At 64.5% G+C, this 14,291-nt stretch carries 15 protein-coding genes; 1 reads left to right on the forward strand and 14 read right to left on the reverse strand.

Annotated elements, in window-relative coordinates:
* Window positions 1–78: 78 nt before the first annotated feature.
* From proX to OKC44_RS14305, 7 genes are all read right to left on the reverse strand, one after another.
* Entirely contained in the window at window positions 79–1,080 is a 1,002-nt protein-coding gene (gene proX, locus OKC44_RS14275; protein WP_270813564.1) for a glycine betaine/L-proline ABC transporter substrate-binding protein ProX, read from the reverse strand.
* On the reverse strand, window positions 1,077–2,228 hold the full coding sequence (proW, locus tag OKC44_RS14280) for a glycine betaine/L-proline ABC transporter permease ProW (protein WP_270813566.1): 1,152 nt from the start codon (window positions 2,226–2,228) through the stop codon (window positions 1,077–1,079). Before proW ends, proX begins: the two co-directional genes overlap by 4 nt.
* Window positions 2,225–3,421, reverse strand: coding sequence for a glycine betaine/L-proline ABC transporter ATP-binding protein ProV (gene proV / locus OKC44_RS14285; RefSeq protein ID WP_049048238.1), 1,197 nt, complete (start codon window positions 3,419–3,421; stop codon window positions 2,225–2,227). The genes proW and proV overlap by 4 nt, the downstream gene beginning before the upstream one ends.
* A gap of 500 nt (window positions 3,422–3,921) precedes the next feature.
* A complete protein-coding gene (gene folA, locus OKC44_RS14290; RefSeq protein WP_270813568.1) occupies window positions 3,922–4,413 on the reverse strand; it encodes a type 3 dihydrofolate reductase in 492 nt (163 codons plus the stop codon).
* A gap of 24 nt (window positions 4,414–4,437) precedes the next feature.
* A complete protein-coding gene (locus OKC44_RS14295; RefSeq protein ID WP_011707143.1) occupies window positions 4,438–4,905 on the reverse strand; it encodes a threonine/serine exporter family protein in 468 nt (155 codons plus the stop codon).
* Window positions 4,902–5,699, reverse strand: coding sequence for a threonine/serine exporter family protein (locus tag OKC44_RS14300; protein WP_011707144.1), 798 nt, complete (start codon window positions 5,697–5,699; stop codon window positions 4,902–4,904). Before OKC44_RS14300 ends, OKC44_RS14295 begins: the two co-directional genes overlap by 4 nt.
* A 235-nt stretch (window positions 5,700–5,934) precedes the next feature.
* A complete protein-coding gene (locus OKC44_RS14305; RefSeq protein ID WP_101617679.1) occupies window positions 5,935–6,276 on the reverse strand; it encodes a DUF3135 domain-containing protein in 342 nt (113 codons plus the stop codon).
* Window positions 6,277–6,674: 398 nt separating this feature from the next.
* On the opposite strand from OKC44_RS14305, the gene mog reads away from it, so the two are divergent.
* Window positions 6,675–7,205, forward strand: a complete 531-nt coding sequence (gene mog / locus OKC44_RS14310) for a molybdopterin adenylyltransferase (RefSeq protein WP_016351777.1) — start codon at window positions 6,675–6,677, stop codon at window positions 7,203–7,205.
* A 39-nt stretch (window positions 7,206–7,244) separates the two neighbouring features.
* Here mog and OKC44_RS14315 read toward each other — a convergent pair whose 3' ends face one another.
* The 7 genes from OKC44_RS14315 to OKC44_RS14345 form a co-directional block, all read right to left on the reverse strand.
* The gene (locus tag OKC44_RS14315; RefSeq protein ID WP_270813572.1) at window positions 7,245–7,658 is read right to left on the reverse strand and encodes a DUF2541 family protein; all 414 of its coding nucleotides are present in this window, start codon (window positions 7,656–7,658) and stop codon (window positions 7,245–7,247) included.
* 89 nt (window positions 7,659–7,747) lie between these two features.
* A complete protein-coding gene (locus tag OKC44_RS14320) occupies window positions 7,748–8,974 on the reverse strand; it encodes a beta-ketoacyl-ACP synthase (protein ID WP_270813574.1) in 1,227 nt (408 codons plus the stop codon).
* Complete coding sequence (locus OKC44_RS14325; protein ID WP_043167653.1) at window positions 8,971–9,696, reverse strand: 3-ketoacyl-ACP reductase FabG2; 726 nt, start codon at window positions 9,694–9,696, stop codon at window positions 8,971–8,973. Before OKC44_RS14325 ends, OKC44_RS14320 begins: the two co-directional genes overlap by 4 nt.
* 9 nt (window positions 9,697–9,705) lie before the next feature.
* The gene (locus tag OKC44_RS14330) at window positions 9,706–10,167 is read right to left on the reverse strand and encodes an ApeP family dehydratase (protein ID WP_029304317.1); all 462 of its coding nucleotides are present in this window, start codon (window positions 10,165–10,167) and stop codon (window positions 9,706–9,708) included.
* The gene (locus tag OKC44_RS14335) at window positions 10,160–11,344 is read right to left on the reverse strand and encodes a beta-ketoacyl-[acyl-carrier-protein] synthase family protein (protein ID WP_270813576.1); all 1,185 of its coding nucleotides are present in this window, start codon (window positions 11,342–11,344) and stop codon (window positions 10,160–10,162) included. Before OKC44_RS14335 ends, OKC44_RS14330 begins: the two co-directional genes overlap by 8 nt.
* The gene (locus tag OKC44_RS14340; protein ID WP_270813578.1) at window positions 11,341–11,898 is read right to left on the reverse strand and encodes a DUF3261 domain-containing protein; all 558 of its coding nucleotides are present in this window, start codon (window positions 11,896–11,898) and stop codon (window positions 11,341–11,343) included. Before OKC44_RS14340 ends, OKC44_RS14335 begins: the two co-directional genes overlap by 4 nt.
* The gene (locus OKC44_RS14345) at window positions 11,895–14,255 is read right to left on the reverse strand and encodes an MMPL family transporter (RefSeq protein WP_270813580.1); all 2,361 of its coding nucleotides are present in this window, start codon (window positions 14,253–14,255) and stop codon (window positions 11,895–11,897) included. Before OKC44_RS14345 ends, OKC44_RS14340 begins: the two co-directional genes overlap by 4 nt.
* Window positions 14,256–14,291: the final 36 nt, after the last annotated feature.

Consider the following 14,291-nt stretch of genomic DNA (forward strand, 5'->3'; position numbering starts at 1 on the left):
CCGCACGGCCTCCATAAAAAACGCCCGGCAACTGCCGGGCGTTTTAATTTTCGCAAAAGGGTGGCATTCCACCCCTCATTACTTGGCGGCGGCGCGCGCCTGGGTCAGCCAGTCGTTCACCAGCGCCTCGTGGCCCTTGAGCCAGGCGTCGGCGTGACGCTCCACGTCCGCCGGCTTGTTTTGCCCCTTGTTCATCAGGCCGTTCTGGACGTTGATGTCATTAAGCGGCAGCTTGACGATGGAGAACAGCCTGGCGGCTGCCGGGTTGGCCTCGGCGAACTGCTTGTTGGCGACGATGTGCATGGTGTTGACCGGGAAGCCGTAGTTCTTGCCGTTCGGCAGCCGGGTCTTGGCTGCATCAGGGCCGTCGGCGGGCACCTCCAGCCACACCACATCCTTGCCCGGCACCAGCTCGCTGCTGAGCCAGTAGGGGGTCCAGGTGTAGTAGAGCACCGGCTTGCCGGCCTGGTAACGGGCACGGGTATCGGCGATCAGTGCCGCGTAGTTGCCCTGCTTGTGGGTGACGGTCGGGGTCAGGCCAAACCCGGCCAGATGACGGTTGATCGCCTCTTCGCAGCCCCAGCCCGGGTTGCAGCCCACCAGATCGGCCTTGCCGTCGCCATCGCCGTCAAACAGCGCCGCCAGCTTGGGATCCTTGAGCTGACCCAGGTTGGTGATGCCGTAGCGGGTCGCGGTCTGCTTGTCGATGAGATAGCCCTGGGCGGCCCCGGCCACATAGGTGCCCTCGCGGAAGAACACCTTGTCGCCCCCCGCCTGCTCATACTTGTCGTCCTGCAGCGGTATCCAGTTGAAGGCGAGGAAGGTGCCATCCCCCTGCGCCACCGAGGCGTAGGCCACGTTGTAATCCACCTCCTGGGCCGGCTGGACGTCGTAACCGAGGCGTGCCATCAGCTTGCTCACCAGCAGGGTCTGAAAGCTCTCCTCCGGCAACGAGCTCTGCAGAGGCTGGACGCGCACGCCCTCCCCCGGCAGCTCGGTGCTGGCCATGGCGAGCGGGCCGAGCAGTTGGGAGCTCAACAGCAGGGAACCCAGGGTCAGCGTCTTGGTGATGAGTCTCATGCATTTACTCCTTTGTAATCGATAGACTTGTCGCGGCCAAGCAGGCGCAGCAGCAGGGCGGCGGGGCCACGCTGATACCAGCGGCCGGTACGGCTGCGATCCGGCTGCCCCATCGCCTGGGTCAGGCGGTCGAGCACGATGGCCAGCAGCACGATGCCGAGGCCGCCGATGGAGGCGAGCCCCATGTCGAGCCGGCCGATGCCGCGCAGCACCATCTGGCCGAGGCCCCCCACCGCGATCATGGAGGCGATCACCACCATGGAGAGTGCCAGCATCAGGGTCTGGTTGACCCCGGCCATGATGGTGGGCATGGCGAGCGGCAGCTGTACCTTGAACAGCAGCTGGGAGGGGCTGGCACCGAACGAGTGGGCCGCCTCCACCAGATCGGCGGGCACCTGACGAATGCCCAGCATGGTCAGCCGGATCATCGGCGGCAGCGCGAAGATGACGGTCACCACCACCCCGGGCACGTTGCCGATGCCGAACAGCATGACGATGGGGATGAGGTAGACGAAGGCCGGCGTGGTCTGCATCGCATCCAGCAGCGGCCGGGTCCAGCGCGACAGTCGCTCGCTCCTCGCCAGCAGGATGCCGACCGGCAGCCCTATCAGCACACAGAAGAACAGCGAGGTCAGCACCAGCGACAGGGTCACCATGGCATCTGACCAGGCGCCGATCAGCCCCACCACCACCAGTGAGAACAGGGTTCCCAGCGCCATGCGACCGTTCACCAGTTGCCAGGCGATCAGGGTCAGCAGGCCGATCATCAGGGTGGAGGGCACCGTCTGCAGCAGATGGGTCATGCCGCCCAGCGCCAGCTCCACCGGCGCACGGATCAGCTGAAACACGGGACGCAGATTGTCCACCAGCCAGCCGATGCCGCCCTCGACCCAGCTATCCAGCGGCACCAGCGCCTGCTGGAAGGGATCCAGCCAGTCGACGGCGGCCGCGGTGTCGACCGCCTCGATCTGGTTCTGCCAGTCGGTAGCCTCAGTGTCGGTACTGCCCCAGGGATCGGCAACCTCGGTGGCGGCTGCAGTGGCCCCCCAGGGGTCGACAGCAGCCTCATCGGCACGCAGGGAGGGGCTCGCCAGCAGCACCAGGGCCAGCAGCCCGCTCAGTAAAAAATGGGGATTCATCCGCTTCATGCCGGGGTACTCCTGTCCAGGGTGTTCAGCAGGTTGGCCTTGGAGATGAGGCCCAGGTAAGTGCCATCCTCCTCGACCACGGGCACCTGACAGGGGGCGGCCGCCACCTGGCTGATCAGTTCGTTGAGGGCGGTGTCCGCCAGAATGGGCTGGATGTCTGTCAGCAGCGCCTGCTCCAGGCTGCCTTTGGCCCTGACCGCCTGACCGAGCGACTCCACCGAGACGACCCCGATGAAGCGGCGCCGGCGATCCACCACATAACCGAACTCCCGCTCCTGCTCCTTGAGCTGGCGCAGGGCGTTGCCCGGCCCGTCGGTGGTGTGCTTCTTGATGAGCGGCATCTGCTTGCGGCTGGCCACGTCGCGGGCGCTGAACACGTTGGCCAGATCCACCCCGCGAAAGAAGGCGCGCACATAGTCGTTGGCGGGCTGGTTGAGGATCTCGTCCGGGGTGCCGACCTGCACCAGCTGGCCGTCCTGCATGATGGCGATGCGATCGCCGATGCGCATCGCCTCGTCCAGATCGTGGGAGATGAAGACGATGGTGCGCTGCTGGCTGGCCTGCAGCTTGAGCAGCTCGTCCTGCATCTCGGTGCGGATCAGCGGATCCAGCGCGGAGAAAGCCTCGTCCATCAGCAGGATGTCGGGGTCGTTGGCAAGCGCGCGGGCCAGGCCGACCCGCTGCTTCATCCCGCCGGAGAGGGCATCGGGGAAAGCATCGATCCACTGACCCAAACCCACCTGATGGAGCGCCTGACGGGCGCTCTGCTGGCGCTCCGCCAGCGGCACACCGGCCAGCTCCAGCCCGAAGGCGGTGTTTTCCAGCACGCTCAGGTGCGGCATCAGGGCGAAGGACTGGAATACCATACTGATCTTCTTGCGGCGTACCTGACGCAGCTCGCTGTCGGAGATGGCGGCGATGTCCTCGCCATCGATCAGCACCTGGCCGCGGGTCGGCTCGATCAGCCGGTTGAAGAGACGCACCAGGGTGGACTTGCCCGAGCCGGAGAGGCCCATCACCACGAAGATCTCCCCTTCGTCGATGGCCAGATTGACATCCTGGACCCCCAGGGTCTGCCCGGTTTTTTGCAGGATGCTGGCGCGGTCATGCCCTTTCGCCAGCAATTTGAACGCTTTTTCCGGCTGATCGCCGAAGATTTTGTAGAGTGATTTAACCTCGAGTTTGACTGTCATATTGTCCTTTTTTCTTGGCCGACGACTTGCCTGGCAAACCATCGAACGTGAGCCAATTACTTTTAACACTAAGTAATTTTCAGCCAAAACAAAAGAACCAAAAGAGTCCGCACAAAAAAAGAAAATCATAATTATTTGATTTTTAAGGATTATTTAACACCATAAAAATTCATCAAAAGATGGTGCAAGACTCTATATCAGGCCATGAAATGCAAACAAATTCAATCTAAACACCTGAACGATTGAGAAAGAAAGCCGGTAAAAGGCCAAGAAGATGCGCCAGACAAGGAAGGAATCGCGCGTATCTGCCAAGGGCAACAAAATAATTAGACAGCTAATGAATTTTTAGTTCCATTTTAGGAAAGAACAGAGAGGGCGCAGGTCAATCGATACCCTGATCAACGCCGCCATTCATCCCTAACGAGGCAGCTACGGGCAACAAAAAGGCCCCTTGTGCAGCACAAGGGGCCTTTTATCTGCCAGAGCGGTAACGTCGCCCGTCAGCGCCGCTGCCAAGTCTCGAAACAGTAGGAGTGGGGATTCTTCTCGTCGGGCTGATGTGACTCGCGCTCGATACACGACCAGTCGCCCTCGTCAAAGGCCGGGAAGCGGGTATCCCCCCCCACCGCCAGATCGATACGGGTCAGATAGAGCCTGTCGGCCCGTGGCAGCAGCTGACCGTAGAGATGACCGCCGCCGATCACCATCAGCTCGGCCACGTCGTTGCCAGCCAGCAGCGCCAGCGCCGCCTCCACCGAATCGATGACCTCCACGCCGTCGGCCCGGTAGTCGGGGTTGCGGCTGATCACCAGATTGCGGCGGCCAGGCAGCGGCCGCCCGATGGATTCAAAAGTCTTGCGCCCCATCAGCACCGGCTTGCCCAGGGTCACCCGCTTGAAGTGGGCCAGATCCGCCGGCAGGTGCCAGGGCATCTGGTTGTCCAGCCCTATCACCCGATCGTGGGCCATGGCGGCAATCATGGAAATCATCATGGGGTCAACCTCTCGAACCGTCGGTCAGATAATGGGGCGGTTACGGTACACGACCAGAGAGGGGATCGCCAAACCGAAACTGAGAGCTCCCACGATAAACAACGCCTTGAGGCCGTTCTCCACCGCGCTCTGGATAAGCTCCATGGTCACTCCGGAGATATTGAGCTCCACCACCGCGATCATCGCCTTGAACGCATAGCTGCCCGGGATCATGGGGATGATGGAGGCGACGCTGAACACCGGGCGCGGCGCCAGCAGCCGGCGCGACCAGTAGACGCAGACAAAGCCGACCGTGGTCGCCGCCGCCAGGGTGGCCCACTCGATGGGCATGCCCTGATGGATCAGCAGGGTGCGCAGGCTGTGAGCCAGCGCGCCGCCCATGGCGCAGTACTTCAACATCCGTGGCGGCACGTTGAACAGCATGGCAAACCCCACCGCCGGAATGGCCGACCAGAAGGCATCCTTGGCCAGCAGCCAGATGAAATCCATCATACCTTCCACCCCCAGATGCCGGTCACCGACATGGCGAGAATAATCCCTATCGCCGCACTGATGGTCAGCAGGGTCGCCGTGCCCCAGCGGGCCAGCCCCATGTTGAAGTAACCCTTCACCATGTCGGAGACCGCATTGATGAGCGGAAAGCCCGGCACCAGCAGCAGTACGCTGGCCGCCATGGCGAGATAGGGCTGCGCCCCCCAGTTGAAGAAGGTGGCGCTGGAGGCGAGCAGGGTGGCGATGAAACCGGTGGCGGCAAAGTTGATGAGGGGGCTGTGGTGATGGCGGGCGATCAGCTGGCGTACCCGCATGGCGACCGAGGCCGAGAAGCAGGTCACCAGGAAGATGGGCCAGTCACCGCCGAACAGCAGGCTGAAGGCGCCGCAGGAGAGCCCCACCATGGGTACCACCAGCCAGGGGTGATAGTGAAACGGCACTATGGCATCGAGCCGCTGACGCACTTCCCGCGCGCCGATCAGCTCCTTCTCCGCCATGATGCAGATGCGCTGGATCTCGCACACCACCTGCATGTTGATGCCATGCTCGCGCACCCGCCGGGTGGTGGTGACGCAACTGCCCTGATAGAGGCTGGTGAGCACGATGGCGCTGGAGGAGATGGCCATCTCGACGCTCTCCAGCCCGAGCGCCATGCCGAGCCGGACCGTGGTCTGCTCGATGATGCGACTCTCGGCGCCGAACTGGGCCAGCATCTGGCCCACCTTGACGATAATGCGGGTGATTTCCGTCTGCTGCTCCCGCGACAGCACCCGTCTTGGTGTAATACTTCTCATAATCCCTTCGAGTCGTAGCAAATTAAAAAAGTCTCGCCATATTAGCCTAACAATCGGCGCCATACATCTACACATATCACGCCAATAACCAAACTCAAATAAAATAAAAGGCGACACAAAAATACATCAAATGGATTACAAATCACGCCAAACTATACAACGTTGGTCAGCCGGCCTCACCCGGCAACCGCGCAGAATAACGGGGATATATTTCAATAATGACTCGGGAATAATATTATTTTTTCTTGCGGTAATAATTGCTGAAATAGAGGACATTGTTCTCCCTATATTCCAGCAATGGTTCAGCATAATCAGGATCATTGAGATGAACCATTTCACAACGCATAGAATAAAAGGAGTCGTGCATCATGGCGGCAATCCGGATGCAACTGTCCAGGTTGTTTTTGGCCAGCTGACGCTGACAGTCGATGCGAAATTGCAGGCCGCGCAGACGCATTTGCTGCTGCGGGCTGACCCGGTCGATCAGCCCCTCAATCTGCTGCTGCAGCAACTCGTCGAGCCGCTCGGGCTCCGCCACCGCCAACCGTTTCAAGGTATCAAAATCAGGCAACTCCATATGCCCTCCCGCGGCCAGCCGCTGCATGGTGATACTCAAACAACAACAATCGGTTCATATTTTCACCAATCGCATATGGAGTTATATAAGCCGAACCCCGCCGCGGTTCAATCCGCCGGGCCTGCTTTCCCCTCCTCTTGCGCCAAAAGATGACGGCGCGGCGGGAACCCAGACGGGTTATTCGTTATGGATCAACCGATTATTCCTGAATATCGATGGCGGGTTCGTTTATACATTTTTGGCACGGCAATATGCCGATGTTATGTCTTATTGAAAGGAGGCTGCCAATATGGTTTGCCATTTGACGCTCGCCTTCGCGCCACCATCCGGCTGGTTTAACATATCTTGCTGATTATGTTATTTTATTTGCCACTTATAGCAGCAACCAAGAGCAGACCATGAGCAAGGCAAGAATCGGTATCGTCACCGTCAGCGATCGCGCCAGTGCAGGCATCTACGAAGACCTGTCCGGCAAGGCCATCATCGACACGCTGAACGCATATTTGACCTCGGCGTGGGAGCCCGTCTATCAGGTGATCCCCGATGAACAGGAGCAGATCGAAGCGACCCTGATCCGGCTGGCGGACCAGGAGCAGTGCAGCCTCATCGTTACCACCGGCGGCACCGGGCCGGCCAAGCGGGACGTCACCCCGGAGGCCACCGAGGCGGTGTGCGATCGCATGATGCCGGGCTTTGGCGAGCTGATGCGGGCCGAATCCCTCAAGTTCGTGCCGACCGCCATCCTGTCGCGCCAGACCGCCGGCTTGCGCGGCAGCTCGCTCATCGTCAACCTGCCGGGCAAGCCCAAATCGATCCGCGAGTGCCTGGATGCGGTCTTCCCCGCCATCCCCTACTGCATCGATTTAATGGAAGGTCCCTATCTCGAGTGTGACGAGACCGTCATCAAGCCGTTCCGCCCGAAGAAATAAGGGCTGACTGGACGGGGGATTTGAACCCCCGTCCAACATTTATTTGCGGCCGTATACCTTGACCCCGGCCTTGCTCCCTTCCGAATTGCCGTACACCTCGATCCGCTTGATGCAGAGCCGGCTGCCGAGGGATTTCCACCCCGACTCCTGATCCTCTTTCAGATCCTTGTCGAAATAGAGGGTCTTGCTGCGATCGTTGCCATAAAACACCTTGACCCGCTCCAGGGTCAATTCCCGCCCTGCCTTGACCATGATCGATTTGGTCGGCCGGCAGGCGAGCATGGGAATGATGGCGGGATGATCGCCGACCCCGAGCAGAATGGTCTTGCCCAGCCGAAATTCATCATCAGCCATGGCGGGAGCGGCCAGCGCCCAAAACAAGCTGGATAACAGAACGCCCTGCAGGACACGCAGCCGCGCGGCGGCACAAGAAAAACCAGATAACAAAGACATGATGCCTCCCGAAAAAAACGGGGGGCATATTAATTCATCAAGGCTAAACCCAGCCTGTACCGGCGCCCTGCCTGGCAGGGCACCGACACTCAGGACCAGCGTTTGAAGATGAGGGAGGTGTTGATGCCGCCGAAGGCGAAGTTGTTGGACATCAGGTACTCCACCGCCAGCGTGCGGCCGCTGCCCACCACGTGATCGAGCGGGGCGCAGGCCGGGTCCGGTTCGGTCAGGTTGATGGTGGGGGCAAACCACCCCTCCTGCATCATCTCCAGCGCCAGCCAGGCCTCGATGGCGCCGCAGGCCCCCAGGGTGTGGCCAAAGTAGCTCTTGAGCGACGAGATGGGGGTACGGTCGCCGAAGATGGCGGCGGTGGCGTGGCTCTCGGCGATGTCGCCACGCTCGGTGGCGGTGCCGTGGGCGCTGATGTAGCCGATGTCGGCGGCCTTGAGCCCGGCCTGGGCCAGCGCCATCTCCATGCACAGCTGCATGGTCTCCTGCTGGGGCTGAGTCACGTGGGCGGCATCGCAGTTGGTGGCAAAGCCCACCAGCTCGGCGAGGATGGTGGCGCCGCGCGACTGCGCATGCTCCAGCTCCTCCAGCACCAGGGTGCCGGCCCCCTCGCCTATCACCAGTCCGTCCCGCTGCCGGTCAAACGGACGCGGCGCCAGCTCGGGGTTGTCGTTCATCTGACTGGTGGCAAACAGGGTGTCGAACACCACGGCCTCCGACGGGCAGAGCTCCTCCGCCCCGCCGGCCACCATCAGGGTCTGGTAGCCGTGCTTGATCGCCTCATAGGCGTAGCCGATGCCCTGGCTGCCGGAGGTGCAAGCGCTGGAGGTGGGAATGACCCGCCCGCGCAGGCCGAAGAACAGCCCGGTGTTGACCGCCGCCGTGTGCGGCATCATCTGCACATAGGTGGTGGCCGTGATGCTGGCGGTGCTCTTGTCGTTGAGCATGACCCCGAAGGCGCGGATGGGGTCCGTGCTGCCGGTAGAGGAGCCGTAGGCGATGCCGGTGCGCCCGTCGGTGAGCGCCGGGTTGTCCAGCAGCCCCGCCTGCGCCAGCGCCAGCTCGGTAGCGACGGTCGCCAGCTGGGACACCCGCCCCATGGCGCGGGTCTTCTTGCGCGGATAGTGGGCCGGCAGCGTGAAGTCCGGGATGGGGGCCGCCAGCCGGGTGTTGAGGCCGTCGTAGATGGCCCACTCCGGCATGTTCACCACGGCGTTGCGCCCCGCCTGCAGGCGAGCCCGCACGCTCGGCCAATCCTGCCCGAAGGCCGTCACCCCGGCCATGCCGGTCACCACGACCTGCTTCATACCATGCCTCCGTTGATGGAGATGACCTGACGCGTGACATAGCCGGCGATGTCGGACATCAGGTAGGAGACCAACCCGGCCACCTCATCGGCCTGCCCCATCCGCTTGAGCGGGATCAGCTTCAGCGCCTCCGCCTTCACCTCTTCGTCCACCATGCCGGTGTCGATGAGGCCGGGGGCCACACAGTTGACCGTGATCTTGCGCTTGGCAAGCTCGAGGGCCAGCGCCTTGGTGGCGCCCATGATGCCCGCCTTGGCGGCGCTGTAGTTGACCTGGCCCCGGTTGCCCATCAGCCCGGACACCGAGGAGATGGTCACGATGCGCCCGCCCCGGCGCAGGCCGATCATCGGCATGATGCAGGGCTTGAGCAGGTTGTAGAAGCCATCCAGGTTGGTGTGCAGCACCCCGTCCCACTCCTCGTCGGTGAGGGCGGGGAAGGCACCGTCACGGATGATGCCGGCGTTGCAGACCACGCCGTAATAGGCGCCGTGCTCGGCCATGTCGGCCTCCAGTTGCGCGCGGCAGCCCTGCCGATCGGCGATGTCGAACTGGAGCAGGCGCCCCTGCCCACCGGCCGCCTGCAGGCTGGCCAGAGTGGCTTCGGCCCCGGCCCGATCGCTGTGGTAGTGCACCACGATGGAAAAACCGTCGGCCGCCAGCTTGAGGGCGATGGCGCGGCCTATCCCCTTGCTGGCGCCCGTGACCAATACGCTAGAGATCATGAAGCTTCCTCAGGCTAACAAATCGGACAATTCGCCGGGGCTCGGCTGGTAGGTGGAGAGACGCGCCTGGGCGCACTCCTCCCCCGCCAGCAGGATCCGGCAATCAAAACTGGCCATGCCACCGTCTTGCAACAGGCAGCACGCCTCGATGGTGAGCAGGCTACCGGCCGCAAAGGCGGGGCGCAGGCAGCGATACTTGCGACTGCCGAGCAGCATGCCGATGCGCACCGGCTCACCGCGCAGCCGCCCCTGCATGCCGGCCCAGGCGGCGATGGTCTGGGCCATCAGCTCGATGCCGACCCAGCCGGGCAGGTTGCCCTCGCCATCCAGCAGCAAGGCATGGCGAGCACCGATGCGGGTCTCGCAGCGCGCCTGCTGGGCATCCGCCGCGCAGAGCCGATCCAGCAGCAGCATGGGGGCCTGATGGGGCAACAGGGTCTCGATGGCGGGCAGTGAACTTGGCTCATTCATGGTGAACGCTCCCAAACAGCAGGCTGACATTGTTGCCACCGAAGGCAAAGGAGTTGGAGAGCACCCGGGGCGCCGCAAGCGGCACCTCGCCGCTCACCAGCCGGATGGGCGCCAGCGCCGGACCCGGCGTCATCACCCGCTGGGGTGGCAGCGGCAGGGCGCGCTCCAGCAACAGGCAGGCGAGCGCCGCCTCGATGGCCCCCGCCGCCCCCAGGGCATGACCGGTGAGCGGCTTGGTGGAGCTGCAGGGCACCTCGGCACCAAACAGCCGATGCACCGCCTGGCTCTCCATGGCGTCGTTGAGGCGGGTGGCGGTGCCGTGCAGGTTGACGTAACCCACCTGCGCCGGCGTCAGGCCCGCCTGGGCCAGCGCCATCTGCATCGCCGCCTCGGCGCCGATACCGTCTGGATGGGGCGCCGAGATATGCCAGGCATCGGACGATTCCCCCGCCCCCAGCAGCGCCAGCGGCGCAGGCGTGCGGCTCAGCAGAAACAGCGCCGCCCCCTCGCCGATGTTGATCCCCTGGCGCGCCTCATCAAACGGCTGGCAGCGCGCACAGCTGAGGGACTCCAGGCTGTCAAAGCCGTTGAGAGTGAGCCCGCACAAACTGTCGGCGCCGCCCACCAGCACGGCGTCCACCAGCCCGGCCGCCAGCAATCGCTGGCCACTGATGAAGGCGCGCGCGCTGGAGGAGCAGGCGGTGGAGATAGTCCAGGCCGGCCCGGTCAGGCCGAGGTGGCGAGCCAGAAATTCGGACGGCGAGCCCAGCTCCTGCTGGCGATAGTCAAAGGCGGGCGGCACGGCCTCCCCGCGCCGGGCAGCCGCCACCGCCAGCTCGGCCTCGCCGATCCCGGCGGTGCTGGTGCCAAGCACCAGCCCCACCCGCGCGGGGCCATGGGCCGCCAACGCCTCGTCGAGAGCAGGCCGCACCTGGGCCAGCGCCGCCAGCAGCAGCTGGTTGTTGCGCGAAGCATAAGGAGCCAGCGCCGTCGGTATGGCCGGCAACTCGCCCTCCACTCGCCCCACCGGGGTCTGGCGGCCATCCAGCAGCGGCGCCCGGTGGCGATCCAGCGGGCTCACGCCCGACTGCTGCCAGGCCAGCAGCGCCTCGGCGCTGGCATCGCGCCCCATCCCCAATGCCGAGACGAGGCCGTAGGCGGCGATATAACAGCTCATTGGCTCAGGGTCTCCAGTTGCAGGCGATAGTGGAATACGTGCTGCTGCAGGCCGACTGGCTCGCGCACGCCGTCGACGTCGCGGTAGCGGATTTCGGTCACCAAAGTGCCGTCGGGGGCGCGCAGTCGGCGCAGCGGCCCTTCGTCGCGCAGCGTCCAGCCCGGTGGCAGCTGCGACTGCCAGCTGGCGAGCGGCCAGTAGCAGAGCATCACGTCCGCCAGCACCTGGCTCACCGGCGGCATGCCGGTGGTGAGCAGCGGGCTGAGCTGCCGAGTTGAAATCCCCTGCTGGTCATAGCGCACCAGGAACAGCCGCACCCCGCTCGGGGTCAGCCCCACCAGGGTCAGCTGGCGGCCGTCAGCCTCCAGCACCGTCATCAGCTGGTGAGTGCTCTCCCCCACGCTGGCGGTCAGCAGTTGCTGGCGATAGAAAGGGGCGGCCAGCACGGGGGCCGGCAGCGTCATGATGGTCCCCTTGTCGAGATAGGCGGTGGGGGTCGGCTGGCTGCTGCAGCCTGCCAGCAAGAGGATGATAAAGGCGAACAGTGGTCTCATGGTTGCTCCTGCTCCCGGTGGCCCCGCACCGGCGGGGTACATGCCGGTTTGTTCAATCCCTGTTTATCCAGCACCAGAGGCGACAGCAGGAAGGCGGTAAAGATACCGCCGCTCAGCACCAGACCAAAGCCCGCGATGGCAGAGGTGTGGCTCAGCGCCAACAAACCGAACGAGAGCTGGGTGGTCAGGTTGGCCAGCAGGATGGCGAACATGGTCGAACGCTGGCGCAAAGGATCCCCGCCGCTATAGGCGAAGAAGAGGCTGTAGTCGATGCCGATGCCGAAGATGAGGCTCATGGCCAGCACCCCGAACAGGGTGAGCGGCTGGCCGCAGGCGGCCAGCAGGGCCAGCCCGGACCCCAGCGAGAACCCGCTGATCAGCAGGATCCGCCCCCCCTTGCGCCAGCCGAAGCGGGCCCACAGCAGCCCCCCCACCAGGGCGATCGCCACCAGCAGCAGTTCGGTCAGCTTGACCCGGTAGTGGGCGAACAGCTGGCTCCACTGATTGCGCGGATCCTGCCAGAACACCCCCTCCTGCCCCTCGGCCAGGGCCGCCACGGCGGCCGCATCGGTCACGCCGTTGACCGGCAGCCAGAGCGCCACCCGGCCATCGGCCATGGTATGCCACAGCAGCCGGCTGCCCTCGCTGACCGGGCTGGCCAGCCACTGCTGCGGGGTCAGAGGGTGCAAGGGACGAGGCTCGGCCTGGACCGGCACCCCGGCCTGGTTGAGCCGCGTCACCACCTCCGGCAACAGGCCCGTGAGGGCGGCGTGATCCGCCTGCTGCTGCGCCAGCGAGGGCAGCCACTGGGCCAGTGACACGAAGCCCGTCAGCTGCCCCTCTGCCTTGGCCTCGGCCAGTTTGCGGCTCATGGCCTCGAGCCGTTGCAACGCCGTTTCACCGTCGGCCGCCGTCACCAGGAAGCCGGTCATGCCCCCCTGCTGGCCGGTGAGGCGCTGGATCTGCCGCTCCTGCGCCTGCAGCTCGACGGGCAGCGGTTGCAGGCGGGCGATGTCGTCATCGACGGCCAGCCGGCTCAAGCCCGTGCCGATCAGGGTCAGCCAGAGCAGGGGCACGCCCCAGCGCAAGAGACGCCACTCGCGCCACCATGTGAGCCAGAGCGCCATCGGCACCAGCACGCGCGCCTCCCGCTGGGGCAACTCCCCGAGCCAGAGCGGGTACAGGCAGAGCACGGTAATGAATGACGCAGTCAGCCCCACCAGGGCGCACAGGGCCATCTGCTGCAGGCCGGGGAAGGGGGCGAGCCAGAGCAGGCCATAGCCGACCAGGGTGGCGAACAGCGCCATCGACAGGCTGGGCAGCAGGCGGGCACGGGTCTGGTGCGGACTCTCCTGCCGGCCATGCAGGCGCCGCTCGGTCAGGAAGTGGATCCCGTAATCTATGATGCCGACCAGGCTGGAGCTGATCACCAGGGTGAACATGTGCACCTCGCCAAACCACAGCAGCACCGCCAATACCCCCCAGGCGAGGCCGACAGCGATGGGCAGCAGGGAGATCCAGAGCGCCCGCAACGAGCGAAACGCCAGCCACATCAGCAGCAAGACCCCGACCGTGGAGCCGAGCCCTATGGTGGAGATGTCCTGCTGGGCCAGCTCGCTGGCATGCTGGCTGTAGAAGAGGGTGCCACGGCGCAGCAGCTCCACGCCCGGAAACTCGGCCTTGAGGTGTTGCTCCGCCTCGTTGAGCCGGCTCAGCAGCTCGCTGTTGCGGGCAAGGTCGAAGGCCGACAAGTCCAGCTCGGCGCGCAGCAGGTACCACTGCCGCCCGCCCTCGTCCCGGCTGCTCAGCCAGCCGTGGTCGAGGCGCAGGGGGCTGGCCATCTGCCCCTGCACCGCGGCCCGGGTCAGCAGCAGGGGATCGGCCTGCCACTCGGTGCGGGAGACGCCGCCAAAGGGGCTGTAGATCTGGCCGAGCACCCACTGGCTCCAGACCTCTGGCCCTGCGGCCAACCGCGCCCGGCTGCCCTCGTCGAGGCGCTGCCAGCCATAGTCATAGATGAAGCCTTGCCAGGCGGAGGCCAGCTCCGGCTGGGCGGCGCGCACCGCGCTGAGCTCGGGCAGGGACTGCAGGTCTTTTGCCCACGCCTGCGCCGCGGCCAGCCCATCCTGCCCCGCCGGCAGGCTCAGCATCCAGACAAGCTGCCTGTCGACCTGGCGCAGCAAGCCCTCACGCAGAGCGGGATCCAGCGCGGAGCGCTCCTCGTGGGGCAGCAGATCCATCAGGCTGGTGTTGATGCGGCTGTGGGAGAGTTGCCAGCCGAGCAGCGCCAACACCAACGCGCTGAGCAGCAGCCAGAGCCAGGAGAGCCAGCGCCAGGTGGTTTCAGCTTGCAGCAAGAGGGGCTCTCCTCGTCCCGGGGGCGCCGCGCTGGC

The organism is Aeromonas sp. S41-2 (assembly GCF_027705845.1).
Lineage (GTDB): Bacteria > Pseudomonadota > Gammaproteobacteria > Enterobacterales > Aeromonadaceae > Aeromonas > Aeromonas hydrophila.